The sequence below is a fragment of the Planctobacterium sp. R6 genome (assembly GCF_055755215.1).
The window spans coordinates 21,743-38,835 of sequence record NZ_JBVTQY010000023.1 but is presented as its reverse complement, the minus strand read 5'-3'; the positions used below and the strand labels follow the sequence as shown (position 1 = coordinate 38,835).

The 17,093-nt window shown below is 43.5% G+C and carries 13 protein-coding genes; 6 read left to right on the top strand and 7 right to left on the bottom strand.

Annotated features, from left to right (window positions below; genetic code table 11):
- The first annotated feature begins 39 nt into the window (after positions 1 to 39).
- Entirely contained in the window at positions 40 to 1,407 is a 1,368-nt protein-coding gene (locus AC0J20_RS14675) for a cytochrome ubiquinol oxidase subunit I (RefSeq protein ID WP_473022235.1), read from the top strand.
- Complete coding sequence (locus tag AC0J20_RS14670; RefSeq protein WP_473022234.1) at positions 1,404 to 2,402, top strand: cytochrome d ubiquinol oxidase subunit II; 999 nt, start codon at positions 1,404 to 1,406, stop codon at positions 2,400 to 2,402. Before AC0J20_RS14675 ends, AC0J20_RS14670 begins: the two co-directional genes overlap by 4 nt.
- Before the next feature lie 15 nt (positions 2,403 to 2,417).
- Here the strand turns inward: AC0J20_RS14670 and AC0J20_RS14665 are convergent, their stop codons facing one another.
- The gene (locus AC0J20_RS14665; protein ID WP_473022233.1) at positions 2,418 to 2,888 is read right to left on the bottom strand and encodes a cupin domain-containing protein; all 471 of its coding nucleotides are present in this window, start codon (positions 2,886 to 2,888) and stop codon (positions 2,418 to 2,420) included.
- Between the two features lie 100 nt (positions 2,889 to 2,988).
- Here AC0J20_RS14665 and AC0J20_RS14660 point away from each other — a divergent pair, with 100 nt between their 5' ends.
- Complete coding sequence (locus tag AC0J20_RS14660; protein WP_229531201.1) at positions 2,989 to 3,561, top strand: MiaE family protein; 573 nt, start codon at positions 2,989 to 2,991, stop codon at positions 3,559 to 3,561.
- 12 nt (positions 3,562 to 3,573) lie between these two features.
- Here AC0J20_RS14660 and AC0J20_RS14655 read toward each other — a convergent pair whose 3' ends face one another.
- Positions 3,574 to 4,800 carry a class I SAM-dependent methyltransferase gene (locus AC0J20_RS14655; protein ID WP_473022232.1) on the bottom strand — a complete coding sequence of 409 codons (1,227 nt, stop codon included), beginning with the start codon at positions 4,798 to 4,800 and terminating at the stop codon, positions 3,574 to 3,576.
- Between the two features lie 18 nt (positions 4,801 to 4,818).
- Positions 4,819 to 5,964, bottom strand: a complete 1,146-nt coding sequence (locus tag AC0J20_RS14650) for an O-fucosyltransferase family protein (RefSeq protein ID WP_473022231.1) — start codon at positions 5,962 to 5,964, stop codon at positions 4,819 to 4,821.
- 139 nt (positions 5,965 to 6,103) lie between these two features.
- Here AC0J20_RS14650 and AC0J20_RS14645 point away from each other — a divergent pair, with 139 nt between their 5' ends.
- Together AC0J20_RS14645 and AC0J20_RS14640 are read left to right on the top strand one after the other, a co-directional pair.
- Positions 6,104 to 8,353 carry a hypothetical protein gene (locus AC0J20_RS14645; protein ID WP_473022230.1) on the top strand — a complete coding sequence of 750 codons (2,250 nt, stop codon included), beginning with the start codon at positions 6,104 to 6,106 and terminating at the stop codon, positions 8,351 to 8,353.
- Between the two features lie 101 nt (positions 8,354 to 8,454).
- A complete protein-coding gene (locus AC0J20_RS14640; RefSeq protein ID WP_473022229.1) occupies positions 8,455 to 9,825 on the top strand; it encodes an SGNH/GDSL hydrolase family protein in 1,371 nt (456 codons plus the stop codon).
- A 232-nt stretch (positions 9,826 to 10,057) separates the two neighbouring features.
- Here AC0J20_RS14640 and AC0J20_RS14635 read toward each other — a convergent pair whose 3' ends face one another.
- The 4 genes from AC0J20_RS14635 to AC0J20_RS14620 all read right to left on the bottom strand — a co-directional run bounded on the left by AC0J20_RS14635 (position 10,058) and on the right by AC0J20_RS14620 (position 14,378).
- Positions 10,058 to 11,080, bottom strand: a complete 1,023-nt coding sequence (locus AC0J20_RS14635; protein ID WP_473022228.1) for a glycosyltransferase family 15 protein — start codon at positions 11,078 to 11,080, stop codon at positions 10,058 to 10,060.
- Positions 11,081 to 11,122: 42 nt separating this feature from the next.
- A complete protein-coding gene (locus tag AC0J20_RS14630) occupies positions 11,123 to 12,193 on the bottom strand; it encodes an O-fucosyltransferase family protein (RefSeq protein ID WP_473022227.1) in 1,071 nt (356 codons plus the stop codon).
- Between the two features lie 55 nt (positions 12,194 to 12,248).
- Positions 12,249 to 13,271 (bottom strand): GDP-mannose 4,6-dehydratase, encoded by a 1,023-nt coding sequence (gene gmd / locus AC0J20_RS14625; protein ID WP_473022226.1) that lies wholly within the window; start codon positions 13,269 to 13,271, stop codon positions 12,249 to 12,251.
- 84 nt (positions 13,272 to 13,355) lie between these two features.
- Complete coding sequence (locus tag AC0J20_RS14620; RefSeq protein ID WP_473022225.1) at positions 13,356 to 14,378, bottom strand: glycosyltransferase family 15 protein; 1,023 nt, start codon at positions 14,376 to 14,378, stop codon at positions 13,356 to 13,358.
- A gap of 201 nt (positions 14,379 to 14,579) precedes the next feature.
- On the opposite strand from AC0J20_RS14620, the gene AC0J20_RS14615 reads away from it, so the two are divergent.
- Positions 14,580 to 17,048, top strand: coding sequence for an STT3 domain-containing protein (locus AC0J20_RS14615; protein WP_473022224.1), 2,469 nt, complete (start codon positions 14,580 to 14,582; stop codon positions 17,046 to 17,048).
- Positions 17,049 to 17,093 lie beyond the last annotated feature (45 nt).

Genomic DNA, 17,093 nt, shown 5'->3' with positions numbered 1-17,093 from the left:
GTCGCTGTAAATCATTATTTGGCAATCGGGGAAATAACCATGTTAGATGTTGTCTTGTTGTCGCGTATTCAGTTTGCGCTGAACATCAGTTTTCACATTCTGTTTCCTACTATCACTATCGCGCTTTGCTGGTTTTTACTGTACTTCAAAGTACGCTTTGATTTGTCGGGACACCCGGTGTGGATGCGTATTTACCGCTTTTGGGTAAAGGTATTTGCTCTGACATTTGCCCTTGGCGTGGTGAGCGGTATTACGATGTCTTTTCAGTTTGGCACCAACTGGCCCGGTTATATGGAAACAGTGGGTAATATCGCCGGGCCTCTGCTGGGTTATGAGGTAATGACCGCCTTTTTCCTTGAAGCGACATTCCTGGGCATAATGTTGTTTGGAATGCACCGTGTTCCTCAGTGGTTGCACACCTTATCTACTTTAATGGTGGCAGTCGGTACGACACTTTCTGCATTCTGGATTTTGGCGCTAAACAGCTGGATGCAAACTCCTGATGGTTTTGTTATGCAGGACGGCGTTGCTCATGCCACTGATTGGTGGGCGGTAATCTTTAATCCGTCATTTCCCTACCGGTTTTTCCATACTTTGTTGGCCTCCGGCCTTACCGCCAGCTTCTTTATCATGGGTATTTCTGCTTATCGCATTTATCGCGGTGACGCTAAGTTGGCACCTAAAATTGCCTTGAGGACGGCAGTCATCGCCGCTCTGATGCTTACACCTACGCAGATTCTGGTGGGCGATTTACACGGCCTGAACACCTTTAAACATCAACCGCAAAAGGTGGCGGCGATGGAAGGGATTTGGGAAACGGAAAAGGGCGCAGACATGCTGTTGTTTGCTATTCCTGATGAAGCGCAGCGAACCAATCATTTTGAAATTGCCATTCCTAAACTGGCCAGCCTGATCCTCACTCATGATCCCGATGGTGAAGTAAAGGGCTTAAACGAATTTATTGGGGCGCATCCCCCTGTAAAACCGGTATTTTTTGGTTTCAGAGTCATGGTGGGGATGGGAATGCTGATGTTATTGACGGCACTCATAGGCTGCTGGTTACTGTATGTCCGAAAAACCTTGCCAAAACAGTTTCTGATGCTGGCCGTCGCCATGACATTCTCTGGCTGGATAGCCACATTAGCAGGTTGGTATGTGACAGAGATTGGGCGGCAGCCCTGGCTGGTGAGCGGGCTATTATCAACGGCTGACGCAGCAACGCAAATTCCGGCCGGCAATGTGGCTTTATCCCTCACCTTGTACGCAACGGTGTATGTGTTTTTATTGATTGCCTATATTAAAACCTTGTTCCTGATGGCTCGTCGCTCCGTGGAAATAGAAGAAATTCAGCCGGAAGAGCGGCTTACACAGAAATCGCTTCGAACTGCTCAAGGAGCCAGCTCATGATCCCCGATAACCTGTTACCTGACATTTTTGCTGCACTCATGGCGTTAGCCATTCTTATGTACGCCATTTTGGATGGCTACGACCTTGGGGTTGGTATGTTGTTGCCCAAAGATAATGTGCACCAACGGGATGTTATGATTGCCTCCATTGGTCCTTTTTGGGATGCCAACGAAACCTGGCTGGTGTTGGCAGTGGGGCTGTTATTAATTGCCTTTCCGCAAGCGCATAGCATGATCCTCGGTGAGTTGTATTTGCCCATCGTGGTGATGCTTATTGGCTTGATATTGCGTGGTGTGGCCTTTGATTTCAGAGCAAAAGTGCGCCAGGGGCGCAAGGAACGCTGGGATTTGATTTTCAAAATAGGTTCATTTCTGGCTGCGGGCACCCAGGGCTTTATGTTGGGGCTTTATGTCATGGGGTTTGAACACAGCCTGGTATCCTATCTGTTCGCCATGTTGAGCGCCACCGGGGTGATTGCGGCCTATTTGTTAATTGCTGCCTGTTGGTTAATCATGCGCACCGAAGAGGATCTGCAAATAAAAGCTCTGGGTTGGGCACGAAAATCCCTGTACTTCTGTATGGCGGGTATTCTGGCCGTGTGTCTGGTAAATCCGCTGGTGAATGACAGCATATTTTACAAATGGTTTGCGGCTGAGTCGGTTTGGATGCTGGTCATTGTACCCAGTCTGGCACTGCTAACCTTGTTGTTAATTTGGCGTGCGCTGGGAGATGTCAGGGTGTTGCAGGACAAATATTGTCTACAACCTTTCGCGCTGGTGGTAGTGTTATTTTTGTCCTGCTTTGTAGGCCTGGCTTTTAGTTTTTATCCCTATGTAGTGCCGGGTGAGATGACCATTCAGGCAACCGCCAGTGCGCCTGAATCACTGCGATTTATTTTGGTTGGCGCCATAATAGTGATGCCGTGCATCCTGGCTTACACGGTATTTTCCTACCGGGTATTCCGCGGCAAAGTAACCGAGCTACGCTATTATTAACGCCGAGTTAATGCGTTAGATAAAACTGCGGTAATTTCCGGCATGGGGCTCAAATTCACTAAGGGTTTGAGCCTCGTCTTTCAGAAACACAAAATCCGTAAAATCAAATCCAGGCGCTACTGTGCAACCCACCAGGGTGTAACTGCCGGTAGACTGGGCTGCCTGATAGTGTCCGCCCGGGATTACATGATGATAATGGCCGTTTTCAGCCCCTAAAATGATTTCCTCGCATTGGTTCTGATGTAAATCTATCAGACGCAAAGGTGCACCTTCGTAATAGTGCCAGATCTCGTCGTGCAGCACCCTGTGAAAGCGGCTGATGTCACCTTCGGTCAACAGGAAGTAAATTTGCGTCACACTGTTGCGGGTTGCACCGTTGACAGGTGAGGCTACTTCAGTGGTACAGCGGTAGGTTTCTTTATACCAGCCACCTTCCGGGTGAGGGCTAAGGTGATATTTGGCGATAAGTTCTTCGGTTTTGGACATCTGCATTTGACCTGGATAAGCATTGAGGTACTCTAACTTTTGCTTTGGGTTTTCGCTATGTATAATTGCGCCTTTTTGGCAGTTGGAACCGCACAGAAGTATGTTTGATTTAAAATACAAAACCCCTTTTCACTGGACTGAAGCAGTTCTGGCGGACTTTGATACTTTCCTGATTGATCACGCGGCGGCTGAAAAAAAGGCTTCAGGTATGGCGATGTCCATGCTGTCCCATTATCCGGATAAGGAAAAGTTGGTGAAAGCCATGGTTAATTTGTCTATAGAGGAAATGACCCATTTTCGCCAGGTGATCAAAATACTTTACGACAGAGGGCTTACCCCAGGTTCTGACACCAAAGACGAGTATGTTAATCAATTTCGTCAACATTTTCGCAAGGGTACTAACGAATATATGTTGGACCGACTGCTTATCGGCGGCATTATCGAGGCCCGAGGCTGCGAGCGTTTTGGCCTGGTGTCGCAGGCATTACCCAAAGGGCCAATGAAAAACTTCTATCGAGCGATTGCCGAATCAGAAGCCGATCATCAGGACTTGTTTGTCGAGTTGGCCATGGAGTATTTCCCGGAAGCGACAGTGCAACAACGCCTTGAGCAATTACTCGAAGCGGAAGCAAAGATCATCGCGTCAATCCCGCATACCGCTGCGCTGCATTGATTCAGTGTTGTATTACTGAGGGTCCAGGATCGGATAGATAAGCGTGTGGTCAGTAAACTTTTTATCTTCCTCAAAAAAACGCCAAAGATGCCAGGGTAAAACCAACAGATAGTCGGGGGCTTGTTGCAATACAAGACTTTCTGCCTGTATTGGGAGCAAAGTACCCGGGGTAAACTTGCCAAATTTATCTGGATTTACTTCGCCGACGACATCAACCAACGAGGCATTAATTGCACAGTATTGCAGAATAACATTGCCTTTAGTGGAAGCACCTATGGCTGCAACTTTTTTTCCCTGACTCTTAATGCTATGTAGTTTTTTTAACAGATTATCCCGGGCTGTTGCCACGTCTTTGGCAAATTGTTGAAATGGCAACAGTGATTCAAATTGGTGTTCGCCTTCGATAACGTGCTGCACTTTGTCTATGTGCTTTTCACCTGAATAGTTTGGGTGCGAGATCGTGATAGAAAAGCTCCCCCCATTCAGGTCATTAAAACTGACATCAATGATATTCAGGCCAACCTTTTCCATAATCCATTGAATTTGTTTTAGCCCATAGTATTCAAGATGCTCATGACAAACGGTGTCATACGAGAGCCTTTTTAGCATGGTGGGCATATAGCTTTGCTCCAGAATCCAGATCCCTTGTTCATCCAGGATATCTGCAACGTCTTTTGCAAATGCTACCGGGTCCGTTAAGTCATAAAACATAGAAAATGCAGTTACAACTTTGGCTTTTTGTTCACCGTAATATTTTGAGTATACAGCCTTTGAAAAAAAGTCAGTGATTGTGTCAATGTTCTCGGGATAGAAGTGCCTAAATTTATCGGCTGTAGGGTCTATGCCCACGCGTTTTTTTAGCGGAGCAGTATAGTAACTCAGCGTAGTTCCGTCGTTGCTACCGATATCCAGTACCAGATCGTTGTCGGACAATGTCACGCTAGATTCTATATGCGCGACTTTTTGCTTCAGGTGAGTCTTGATATGCGTATTTAAGCCAGAGCGATATCCGTAATGTTCACCGTATAATTGAGCCAGATCGTAGGTGTGCGCAAGCTGCAATAAATGGCAGCATGATTTGCCGCCATGACACTTTACCAAAACTAAAGGCATTGATGGGATGTGAGTTTCCGCCGATTCGGGAAACAAGCCGGTTAACGTTTGATTGCCCAAATCAAGGACCTCAACCAGGTCTTCGTTGCCGCAAACCCGACATTGAGTAATTCGTTCATAATTCAATCTGACTTCTCCGTTACTCTATTTTTTTGCACACAATTGCTTGGTTAGATACTTCAAAATTCGGTTAATAAAAATAACTGCAGGGCTAAAGTATGGGCGATATTTATAAAGATACGCCTGTACCAAGGTTTGGCTTTTAGCATTATAATTGTCTTTTAACAGATCTTTACCTTTGAGCAAATGCCACGCTGGTTTCGTTTGACTGAGTAGCACACCATTCCAGCCCTTGCCATAATCTTGGCCAAAGGCGAAGCGCTTGCCTGATGCTAGATCCAGGCAGTGTAGCGCTGGGTTCATGTATAATGCCATCTCCCCCACTGCAGATGCCCCTTTGAGTAGAAATCTGCTTCGTGACAAGAGTATTGCATCAATGAGTACGTCCTCACCTTTTTTGTGAGGCGGAATTTCTTTCAGGTTAACCGGCACGATTTCGTTGTTTGAGCGATGGCTGTCATACCCTACAACAAGTTCACTGTAACGCTGTTGAAATGCGGTTAAATACTGAGCCTGGTCAGTTGCTACAAATATTTTTGGCCTGTTTTGTCGCCTGAGCCAGTTATCAACGTGCGGAAAGTACTCTGCCGGACTGACAGGCGGCGCATACATCAGGTCTGTTCCGCGGATATGAATTCCCAACATCTGATGTCCATCAAAATGCTGACTATAAAAGTCATTTACCTTCTCAACGATATCCTGTTTTACCCGAATGTAGCGGGAAAACATTTGATGCCCCTTTGTTCTTTGTTCTCGATACCACTGTTGCAAATCTTCGGGGGGATTGTCTCGCCAATCAGCAAAGGTAAAACTGTATATGCTGTCGGTATGATGCTCACAAATGTGCAGCATTTGTTTATCGTCGAGGTTTTGCAGGTCGCTAATTGATACCGGGCTATCGGGTGACGCACACAGTGTTAACAGATTCTGATAATCAAAGGGTGGGACAAGGGGTTCAAAGTATTGCTCCCACATGTTTTCGCCACGCTGTTTATCATAAAAGTAACTGTGACAATCTGCATCGTAATTGACCACCGGAAGAAGATTGTTGCGTTCACAGTAGCGGATTTGGTTCAATGTTTGTAACACCATGGCGCCGAACCCTGCACCGTGCAAATTCATATGTAACACATAAATACCGGCATAGTTTTCAGGTATTGTGACTGGCAATTTGTCTGTCTTGTGGCTTTTCTTCACGGTAATTATTCTGTTGTAAAGCACCTGAAATCTGCAGGGTAAAGAGTGAGGTTAGAAACGCGGCATTTAAAGGCCAAGTTTTTCTGGCGATAACTTTATACCCAGGTTAACGTTGCATTTTATTCGTATCTGCTATCAAAACAAGAAAGAGAACATCTTAAGAGCGCTAATGCAAGCCCCTTTGCTGAACAAATATTCAAAAATACTGGTTATCCGAATAAACCACTCTGATGCGGGTTTTTTTGCCTATCTGAACTTCGCGTTAAACCAGATTTTGTACTGTGAAGAAAAAAATTTAATACCGGTAGTGTATTTTGGCCCCCATTCATCAGATGGTCCTAATGCTTATTTTGAAGCCAGTCAGGGAGACAACATGTGGGACTATTATTTCGAGCCTGTAGCTGGTTATACCTATGCAGATATTCAACGTTTTATCAGTGATCCAACACACCCATTAACCGAGCAAAATCTGATTTACCCGGATGATGATTTATTGTCTTATCTGCACGCGGGAAATCCGGATAGTATTTACAGTTACCCGTATGGCTATTACACCGAGTTAGAGGAAGATGTTGAACAGTGGTATAACAACCAGAGAGCGAAAGCACAGAGGTTAATAAGAAAGTACATTCGTATAAAACCACATCTGTTAAATGAAGTTGATGCGTTTGTTGAACGCTACTTCAATAACAGACCCGTTTTGGGGATTCACATTCGCGGCAGGGATAAAGATTGCGCCAGTGAAGCCTATCACATTATGCGTATTATCCCGCCTGAAAAATATTTTCCACTGATTGATGAATATATTCGATCACATCCTGACTGTTTAGTTTTTCTCGCGACAGATCAATCACAGTTTGTTGCAACACTTAAGGCGCGTTATCAAGAGCGTATTATCACTCAGTCGACTATTCTTTCAGACTCCAATATCAATGCCTTCCAAAAGCAGGATGGCAACGGTTACCAAAAAGGCAAAGAAGTGCTATTGGATTGTTTATTGTTATCGCACTGCAATAAGCTATTGAAATGTTCTTCTGAAGAGGGTGAGTGGGCACATTATTTCAATTCAGAACTTACCAGTGTTGACCAGGGTGAATATTTCGGACCATTAACGTCACTTCAAAAATGCTACAGAGCATTGCTGGTGGAGCCGTACATATTTTTTAAGGAATTTTCAAAGCAGGCGTTTGTATCCAGGACTCCCTTACGTCAGCTTATGCTTTCTCTACTGACTGATTTCCCTATTATTCGTCGTATTTCCAATGGGCTGGAAGCAAAGCAGTTTTCTGGAAATACCATTCTGCGAACGATTTTTTTCCTCAAAAAGTATATTTCTTTGTACCGTCATCGGGAAGAAATACCTTTGCAGCAAGCAATAGCGATGGCGAAGCATGCAAGGCAACGGATAGGCTCTTCTTATTATTCATTCCGGCGAGCAAAAGGGAAAAAGTATTTGGAGATTCGTTGTGACGGTGATCCACAGGCGGCCTTTTTTGCACAGTATTTATATGTATTGCAACAGCTCCGCTTTGCTGAAAATAACAACCTGATCCCTGTTGTCAATTTTGATCATAGTTACAATTATTATTATGACAAAAATTACAATAAAAATGTGTGGGAAAATTATTTTAAGCCTGTATCAAAGGTACCCTCCGCCGAGCTGGAAAAAATTTCACCTGAAACCATCACTTTTCTGAGTCGTGAACACCAAAGACAGTTGTTTATTGGAGACGGAGACGAGCCTCCTGTTAAGTATAACGACGACACTAAAAGCTGGTGGCAAAGGCAGCGTGCCATGGGGGCTCGCCTGACCGCAAAATACGTAACAGTTCGACCCCATATCCAAAGCGATGTAGAGTTGTATTATCAACAACATATGTCTGAGGAGTGCGTCCTTGGCATTCATTTGCGGGGTACTGATAAATCAACGCGTTATGACGGCAAACCATTTGAAGGGCCCTCCGCATTTACACGTATCATACCGCCTGAAGAATATTATCCTTTTATTGATTTGTTTATCCTTTGCAATCCAGATGGGAAACTTTTTGTCGCCAGTGACCAGCAACAGTTTTTAACGAAAATTGTTGAGCGTTACGGAACCAGGGTCTTACAAACCAAGGCAACACGGTCCAGCAGCAATAGGGCTGTTTTTAAACGCTCTGGCAAAGGTTATCAAAGTGGCATTGAAGTTTTGACAGATGCGCTTTTACTTTCTAAATGTGATTATTTATTGAAGTGTTTCTCAAATGTCGGTGAAGTGGCAACTTACTTTAACCCTGGATTACCGGTACTTGATTTGTTTTATCAGCACAAGCCGGAAGACTATAAAAGGTTTTTTAATCCACCCAAACCAGCACCGTAAACGGTCGGAATTATTACAATATCCCAATGAATTTGTATGTTAAACAGTATTTTTTGCTAGAGTGATTCAGACGGAAGACTGCTATATAAACGGAATTGTTCATGAAAAGAAAAATAGACGCTAAGAATCGATTTTTGAAATATTCTCAGGAAGGCCAAAAGGCTAAATTGGCAGCATTGATTTTTTTGGTGCTTATATCGTTGGGCTTGTTTATCGAGGTGTGTCTTGCAACCGCATTTGTAAGCAGAACTTATGTTCGCGGACAGGAAATCGAGCCAATGTTTGAAAGGTATTTCATTTTAAAGCCATTCAAGTATTTTGTGCATAGCCAGGAATTGCTCTCAATCGAACTCAATCGGAATTACATTGGGCTTACTGAGCCTGTTTTGGACACGATGTTAGCTTATTCACCAGATCCATTACTTGGCCATAGATTACGCCCGGACGTTAGCTGGTCTCCATTCCTGGGTACTGTAACGACAACTAATAGTCAGGGGTTTGTTACAACTTATAAAGACCTACGGACATTTGATTATATTCCAGCGCAAGATACTTTTCGGATCGTATTTCTAGGTGGCTCAACGGTAGAAGGTTGGGGGGCCAAAAACTCTCTGTATTCGTTGCCCGCAATTTTCGCTGACCAAATAGCTATGCATTACTTGCCTAATGTAGCCAATAAGAACCGATTTGAAGTGATTAACGCTGGAGTGAGTGATTACGACTCGAGGAATGAATTCCTTTATTATGCGAATGAGTTGTTAAAATATAAACCCCACCTGGTTATTTCCTATAATGGTGGCAACGACTCAATGAATATGGCATCGACGAACCTTGTAAATCCTAATTCCCTGGAAACGGAAGGGTATAGAATGAATAAACAAATACTAGAAAACTCCTATAGCGTTAGTAGTTTGCTAATGAGGGCTTTGCAATTAAGCGCACAAGAACTGGTTTTTTTCTTTAAAAGAATTTTTGTCACTGATATCTTTTTTAAGCTTGCTGAGATGATTTCTTCCAGGACAGGGAATACTAATGATTTATCAGGCGCAGACAGGCCTGAAATTAGTGATATTAAGGTCTCAATTTACTTAAAAAATGTTATGCGCTTGCAGCGAGAGTTGGAGGCATCCGGCACTCATTTTGCTTGGTTTATTCAGCCAAACCTTTTCGTTACTGATTACCAGCCACAAGATACCCTGACAACCAAGTTAAAAAAGTATGAAAGTAAGTTGCAACATGGCCTCTATGAGTTTTACTCGGCAGCGGATCAGGCCCTTCGAAATCAGAAAGCAGGATATGGGGCGAGTTCAGTATTTTGTGCCGCAAATGTAAGCGACGCATTAAACGGTTCTAATGAGGAGGTCTATTTGGATCAGATTCATTTAAACGAAGCAGGCAACCGAAAAATGGTGGAGCGCTTATTACAAGAACTCAAATCTTGTAACCTGATTAAAAAAGCTAAGCAAAGTTAGCGTCAGAGTTCTGAAAACAAAACCTGGATTAAATCTCGGCATCTTTGCAGCGCTCTGACAATTCTTAAAAACCCAAGCAGCGTCACTGGCAAAAGTAAATCTTTTTGATTGTGGTATTGATGGCATGTGCTGGTTTCTTATTCTCAATAATGGAACTGGTATTACCTGAATAAAATTGTGCTCTCAAGCACCCTCCCATACCTAAAGACTTTTTGAATTTTAGGTTTTCGCTTCAATAGGTTTTTTCAATATCAAAAACGGCCTTGCCATAGCGCTTTGCAAACGCTTTAACTGCAACTGCGTGTTCATCACGGGAGCCTTGCCAGATCCCACCGTATTCCAGTTTGTTATTTCTAATCGTCGCATGTTCGTACGTCCAGTCTTCGAATTTATGCACCTTATTCTTTTCCATAAATATTTGCACAGCGGCAGACTGCAGAATTAAATCGTTCCAGTGGTGTATATGACTGGCTCCCATTCGATCAAAATGGTGCAAAAAATGTTGCACCTGGTCACTTTTCCAAAAGGATATTTTTGATATAAAGAAGTTGTTGAAGTAACCCCAGTTATCATATTTTCCGTCAATGCGTAAGTTGTTTTTCTTCAGTGGCCACCTGAGAGACAGCAACTGATAGTAGTAATTGCGCAAGGTATCTTTCAGGCTGGATTTCCAAACATGCTCATGGAAAAAAATCGGCTCGATAGCAAATTTGTCAATGTATTCATGCAGCGCTTCACTAAAGCCTTCTGTTAATCTATGAGGTTCCTGAGAGTCAACCCGATATCCATATTCAAAGTCGTTATTTGCCATGTATTCAAATAAATCGTACTCAATAGGGGAGTGTAAAATCGAATCATCATCAAATCGACAAACCCAATCAAAGCCCAACTCACTTAGTATGTCGAATACCTGGAGTGTATAGAAGCGGCACATGTGACGATGGCCCAAGCCCCATTCACCGTATTCTTTGCCTGCTGATGAAACCCAGATATCAGGCACCTTTGATTTATCCAGGAACTCTGGGATTTTAAATTCGATTTCCTGGAACGAAATTTCAGATCGCCCTTTGGCAACTTCTATCTGGTCTTGATGGCTAAAATCGCCTTCATGAAAAATAATAATAGATTGGCGAAACTTTTGATTATAGTTCTCGTATAGTTTGTCCAGGCTGATTTCCAACATACTACGTGAGTCTCTTCCCCATTGGGGGTCTTTCTGCGTGTTTTGTGCCAGGTAGACGAATGTGGGATTCATGTTTTGCGAGCTCTCGAATTGGTTTTTTTAAGCAAGTGGACACTAATTATTTTTCAAAAAGGCATGCCACTGTTGAAAACGTATTTTCCGTTGGCGGGTTAGTCGTTCTTGCAGTTTTTGTAGTGTCCTTCTCAATGAATATGGACTTATAGAAATTGCCCTAAGTCGCATTTTCCAGCCCGGTCGATGGGTATTGATATGAGGCATATCAGGCTCACTGAGCAGTACAGTCCTGGCAAGGCTGGCTCCGTTATGGATCAGGATGTTGCATCGCCTTAAAAGTAGATAATCCACAACAGCTTCTGCACCATTTTCTACAGCGGTGTCGGCATTGCCAGCTATATAAGAAGGCATTAATTCACCCGTAGGGCCTTTTCCTGCTGCAGGCCCTTCGTCGTGCAGTATTTTGGAATAACTCAACACATCTTGCCCATATACCTCTTTAATTGCATTTAAAGAGTGCACGGAGTCAGTAGCTACAAAGATTTTGGCGCTCGGTGATTTCAATTTATGTTTTGCAATTTGATTTAAATAGCGCTCAATTATGAGCGAATTCTTACGGAACAATCGAGGTTCTGCAGATGAAATTGCATCGGTTCCCCTGATATGTAAACCGATCACCATTTTACCTTCAAAATATTGTTTATTAAATTTCAAGACGCGATCCATTATTAGCTGCCGTGGACGAATAAATTCCTCAATTAATCGCGCGCAGGTTCGTCGTAACCATTGATCTGGATCTCGCCACTCAAATGGAATTTGCAAGCATTGATTTCTCAACACCGAGTGATCACCGAAGTTACTACTGAGAAAAAAACGCGTTGTGTAATTCAGCCCGATTGAATCAGGATCAGGTGGAGACTCAATAGCAATATCTTTGATTTCCTGGGGAAGGGTGTCGCAGCCGTATTTTGCAATTAAGGGTTCGAAATAATATTCCCAAACATTGTGTTTGCCATAATATCCTTGTGGAACCCAGTAACAACATTGATTTCCGAAATATACCAATGGAATTCTGGATTCGTTAAGCGCCCTGGGTATATTGGCAATCACCTGCTGAATCAGTGAGAATAACCCTGCGTCTCTCTCAACAATGACAAAAAATCGTTTCATTCAAATAATGCTCAAATTTGTGGTTGCCTGATGTTCCTGTTTTTATCTGGACAAGTTAATGTTGGTTTCTCTTTAAATCGGCATTTACCATTGATGAGCACAAATCTTCCAGCGAGGTTTTAGCTTGCCAACCTAAAAGCTTCTGGGCTTTTTCAGCGTCGCCGCGAAGTATATCCACTTCGGCAGGTCGATAAAGTTCCGGGCTCACTTTTACCAGCGTTTCTCCGGTTTTGCTATCGATGGCAATTTCTTTTTCCGCGTGGCCTTGCCATATCAGATCAATATCAACACAATTGAACGCCATATTGGCAAAGTTCCTCACTGATTCAGTTCTGTTAGTTGCAAAGACGATGGTTTCAGGGCGTTCTAATTGCAGCATTTGCCACATACCCAGCACATAGTCTCCGGCAAATCCCCAGTCCCGTTGCGCATCAAGGTTACCCAGTTCCAGGCAGTCCTGTTTTCCAAGCGTGATCTTCGCCGCGGCATCTGTGATTTTACGGGTTACAAACTCTTTTCCTCTCAGTGGCGATTCGTGGTTAAATGAAATACCACAGGCACCATACAGGTTGTAGGATTCTCGATAGTTGATCACCATCCAGTGAGCGGCGAGTTTGGACACGCCATAGGGGCTTCTGGGATAAAAAACGGTATTTTCTGTTTGCGGTATTTCCTGTACCTTGCCAAACATTTCGGAACTTGATGCCTGATAAAACCGGATATTCAGGTCGACCATTCTTATTGACTCAAGTAAGTTTAGTAACCCGACAATATTCGTTTGGTTGGTCATTACCGGTTGCCGAAATGCCGTTTCTACGAAACTTTGGGAAGCAAGGTTGTATATCTCGTGAGGTTGGTTGCTGTCGATCAAACGGATACATGCAGACATATCATTGATATCCAGCTCTTCAAAATGAAGAAGGGGATGCGACATAATGTCCATTGCTTCAAAACGCCAAAAACTATCAGCACTTCTACGTCGGTAAGTCGCGATAACTTTATATTGCTTCTCCAGAAGAAGCTTTGCCAAATAGGCGCCATCCTGACCGGTGGCTCCAGTTATAATTGCTATTTTCATTCTGCTAAATTAATTCTCAAGGTACAGGATGCTGAAATTATTAGTTTGTGTTGGTCGGCATCAAGCTGTGTTACCGGCTTTATGTTAACGGTTACAGAGCAGTTTTCCATATTGTTTTTTAAAGTTATTCACTGCCAATAACTCGTTATCATCAGTGCCGGGAAAGATTCCTCCCCATTCCAGTTTGCCTTTTTTAATTGTCGCGTGTTCGTAGGTGAAATCCTGAAAATGATGAATCCGGTGGTCTGGCATGAAAATCTGTATCGCTGCGGTTTGGACAATATGATCCGACCAACGGTATTTGTAGTTTCCTCCCACCCGGTCGAAATAGCTCAAAAAAGACTGGACCTCAGGTGTCATCCAAAATCCAACGCGAGTGATATGGAAATTATTGTAATAAGTTTGCCGGTTCCATTCAGTGGCCCTTGGCCAGTTGTTTAAGTCGTGATTCAGTTTTTCAGAGAGGCGGTCAATGATATTGGTGACCCGCTTTTTTAAACGACCTTTGAGCGAAAAGTGCTCATTATTGAGTGCCAGTGAATGATCAAAATTCTGCAGGAAAGAGACAGGCTTTATTCGCTCTGCTTTTATATAAGCCAGTACCATTTCAGAAAAGCCATATGTCGGGCGCAAAGGCTCCTTAAGAATGGCCCGGTAGCCATAATCACACTGATTGGCGGCCATAAATTCAAACAGGTTGTAATTAATTTTTGTGTGAATAAAGGAATCATCATCCAGGCGCATATACCAGTCATAGCCAAGATCATTGAGGATAGGAAAAATGCTATAGCAGAAGAATCGTGCCATGTGACGCTGACCAATGCCATATATCCCATCCCATTTTTCGGGTATTTCCCTGGGATTCAAAAATTCAGGAATGGCAAAATTTATCTCGCGAAACCGGATTTGTGAGCGTCCTTTTTTAACTTCTATCTGGCTGCTTTCATCAAAATCACCTTCGTGGAAAATCAGTACATCATGTTGAAAGGCATCATTGTAATTTTGAAACAGTAAATCCAGACTTTTTTCCAGCATTCCCCGTGAGTCGCGCCCGTACTGGGGATCTTTGGGGGTATTTTGAGCGAGATAAACAATGCAGGGGTTCATTAAATATAGCTTTTGTGAAATTCCGTGAATGAAATTACCAATAACTGTTCACTTCTCTCGTGGAAGTTATTGGTTTGTAATGGTTTAATATAAGCCGTCCGGGATTATGGCATGTTTTATTCCACAGTTCACCAAACAGCAGAGATTGTCTCATAAGAACCGCTACGGCATAACAATGGCAACGAATACGTTTTAAACTTGATGACTGACGCATACACGCTCTTCAAAAAACCTGGCTCCAGACTCACCACGTTGCTCCTCCTGGCGGCCATCCTCATCGGGGCATTTGGCGCACGTACATGGGGGGCCTACGATTACATTTTTGCGAACCCCGATGAAATCAAATTGCTAGGCGTGGATTCGCTGTTTCACCTGCGCCATGCAAAATACACCCTGGTCCATTATCCTGAAATACAAAGGATGGACATTGGGGCAAGTTATCCGGATGTTCGCCAAAATCATGCTACCGGATTGTTCGGTTTCGCGATTTCCAGCGTTGCCCTGTTGCTTTATGGCAGTGAAGCTAGCCTGAATGATATCGCTAGGGTGGCGGTTTGGTTTACACCCATATTAGCCGTAATTGCCTATCTCTTACTGTTTATTCTGGTCCGGCAATTAATAAATACGCCCACTGCGTTGTTGGCAGCATTGTTTTTTTTACTGTACCCCGGTAAATCACTGGATCGCTCAGTTCTTGGATTTGTTGACCATCATGCTGCTGAATATTGTTTGTCACTGGCTATTGTGATAGGCATGGTGTTTCTGCTGAGGTCGGCGCGGGAGCATCGCCAAGGTACACAGTGGAAACCAATCTGTCTTGCCGCACTACCACTGATCATGCTTATCTATACCTGGCAAGGGGCAGCGTTGGTTGTTCTTCTCATAAACATCGCATTTTTCGCTTACTGGTCTGTGATCCAGGCTCGCTCAGAGCAAATATCAGCGATAACCAAAGCAAGCGCTCTGTATGGTTTGATACTGCTGTTATCATTGTGGTTTGTGCCTGGAAACCAGTTTTTTCTGGCTATCGGTGCAGTGATGTTGATTGTGGGAGCCTGGTGTTATCCGCGCATTCAGCAGTATTTGGCACTGCGATTTTCACCTGTTGTGGTAGCTGGAATAATTATTATTCTTGTGCTTTTGCTTGCTGTTATCACCGTGTACTTTACTGAGCTTGGCTTATTGTTAGTGTCGGTAGTGTTAAGTGAATCCACTAACTTTATTTTTGAAGAAAGCACTGTCACTAGTACGAAGTTTATCAATCAATTTGGCGTCGTAGGCATACTGGCTGTTGCAGGGTTGGTGTTGCTTCCGGTAATGATATACAAACGCAAGTTACCCAGCGAAACAGTAATTCCTATCACCATTGGAGTGAACTGGTTGTTGCTTTGGTACCTGTCAGGTGATTTTGATTACGCCGTCCCGGCTTTTATTGCGTTTTTAGCTTCCCTTACCTGTTATTCGATTTGGTTGTTGCTTAAAAAAGTAGTACTTCGCAAGGCAGCGTTAACCAAAGTTTTCACTAACGCTTTGGTTCTGGTATTGGGTCTGGTCTGTTTAATCTTGCCAATATATCCCTTCAAAGTGTTATCTTTGCCCTGGATTGAGGAGTCTAAGTTGCAAGCAATGACAATATATCATCAAGCCTGGTACCGGTCATTGGCTTGGTTTGAGCAACATTCTCCACAACCGGCAAGGGCACCGGTTTCAATCCGGGGGGAATACTACGATTCGACTAATAGCGAGCAGGAAGACTATGGCGTTATGGTCGCCTGGGATTATGGTAATTTAGTCGCTTTATACGGTAATCGAATTCCTGTATGGAGCAGTCTTCCATCCAACTATATCCCCCGGTGGTTATTGGCTCAAAGCGAACAAGAATCGTTAGAAGTGCTGTCAGAGAGATTTACCAATGAGCGCACAATTCGCTATGTTATTGTGGACAAGGATACCTATGGTCCACTTATTCATGCGAAATCAAAGTTTACTGACAAACCTGTTGAGGTGGTCAGGCATGGGAAGGTTAATGTCAATGGCAAGCAGGTTCCCTATATTACTATGGATAACACCCATAAAAACTCCATGATTGCCCGCTTATATGCAAATGATGGTGAGGAACTTAGCCACTATCGAATGGTTTATGAAAGCTCTGAGCAAACTTATAGTGCCGGTTTTTTGCAACTTTCAGGCACAGGAGATGAGGTTAGTTATACGTTCGTTCCCAAAACATTTCCGATTGATACCCCTGATGAGCTTGAGCGTTATCAACAATGGACGAAGGTGGATGTTGTCGATACGGGTAACGGTTATCTTTATAATGGTCAAATACATTCAACCATCAAAATATTCGAAATTGTTAAGGGTACTGTTATAAAAGGTCAGGCAGGCTCAGGTGATCAGATTCAGGCACGGCTTTCCCTTCGCAGCAAAACCACCGGTCGACAGTTTAATTTTACCCGAACTGCGCAGGCCGATGAGCAGGGGAAATTTGAGTTTATAGTGCCATACTCCACAGAACAAACTCTATCCGACAGTGATATTATTGCTGAAGGTGACTACCAGTTGTGGGTTCGTCCCAAAGGAACAGAAACATTTTCGCTGCAAGCCACAATGACTGTGCCTGAGCCTTCATTCAAAGACAGAAAGTTCTTATTTACTCCAAAGGATTAAAGCAATGATGTATCATCAGGTCGTTCAAGGTGACGGATTTTTGAT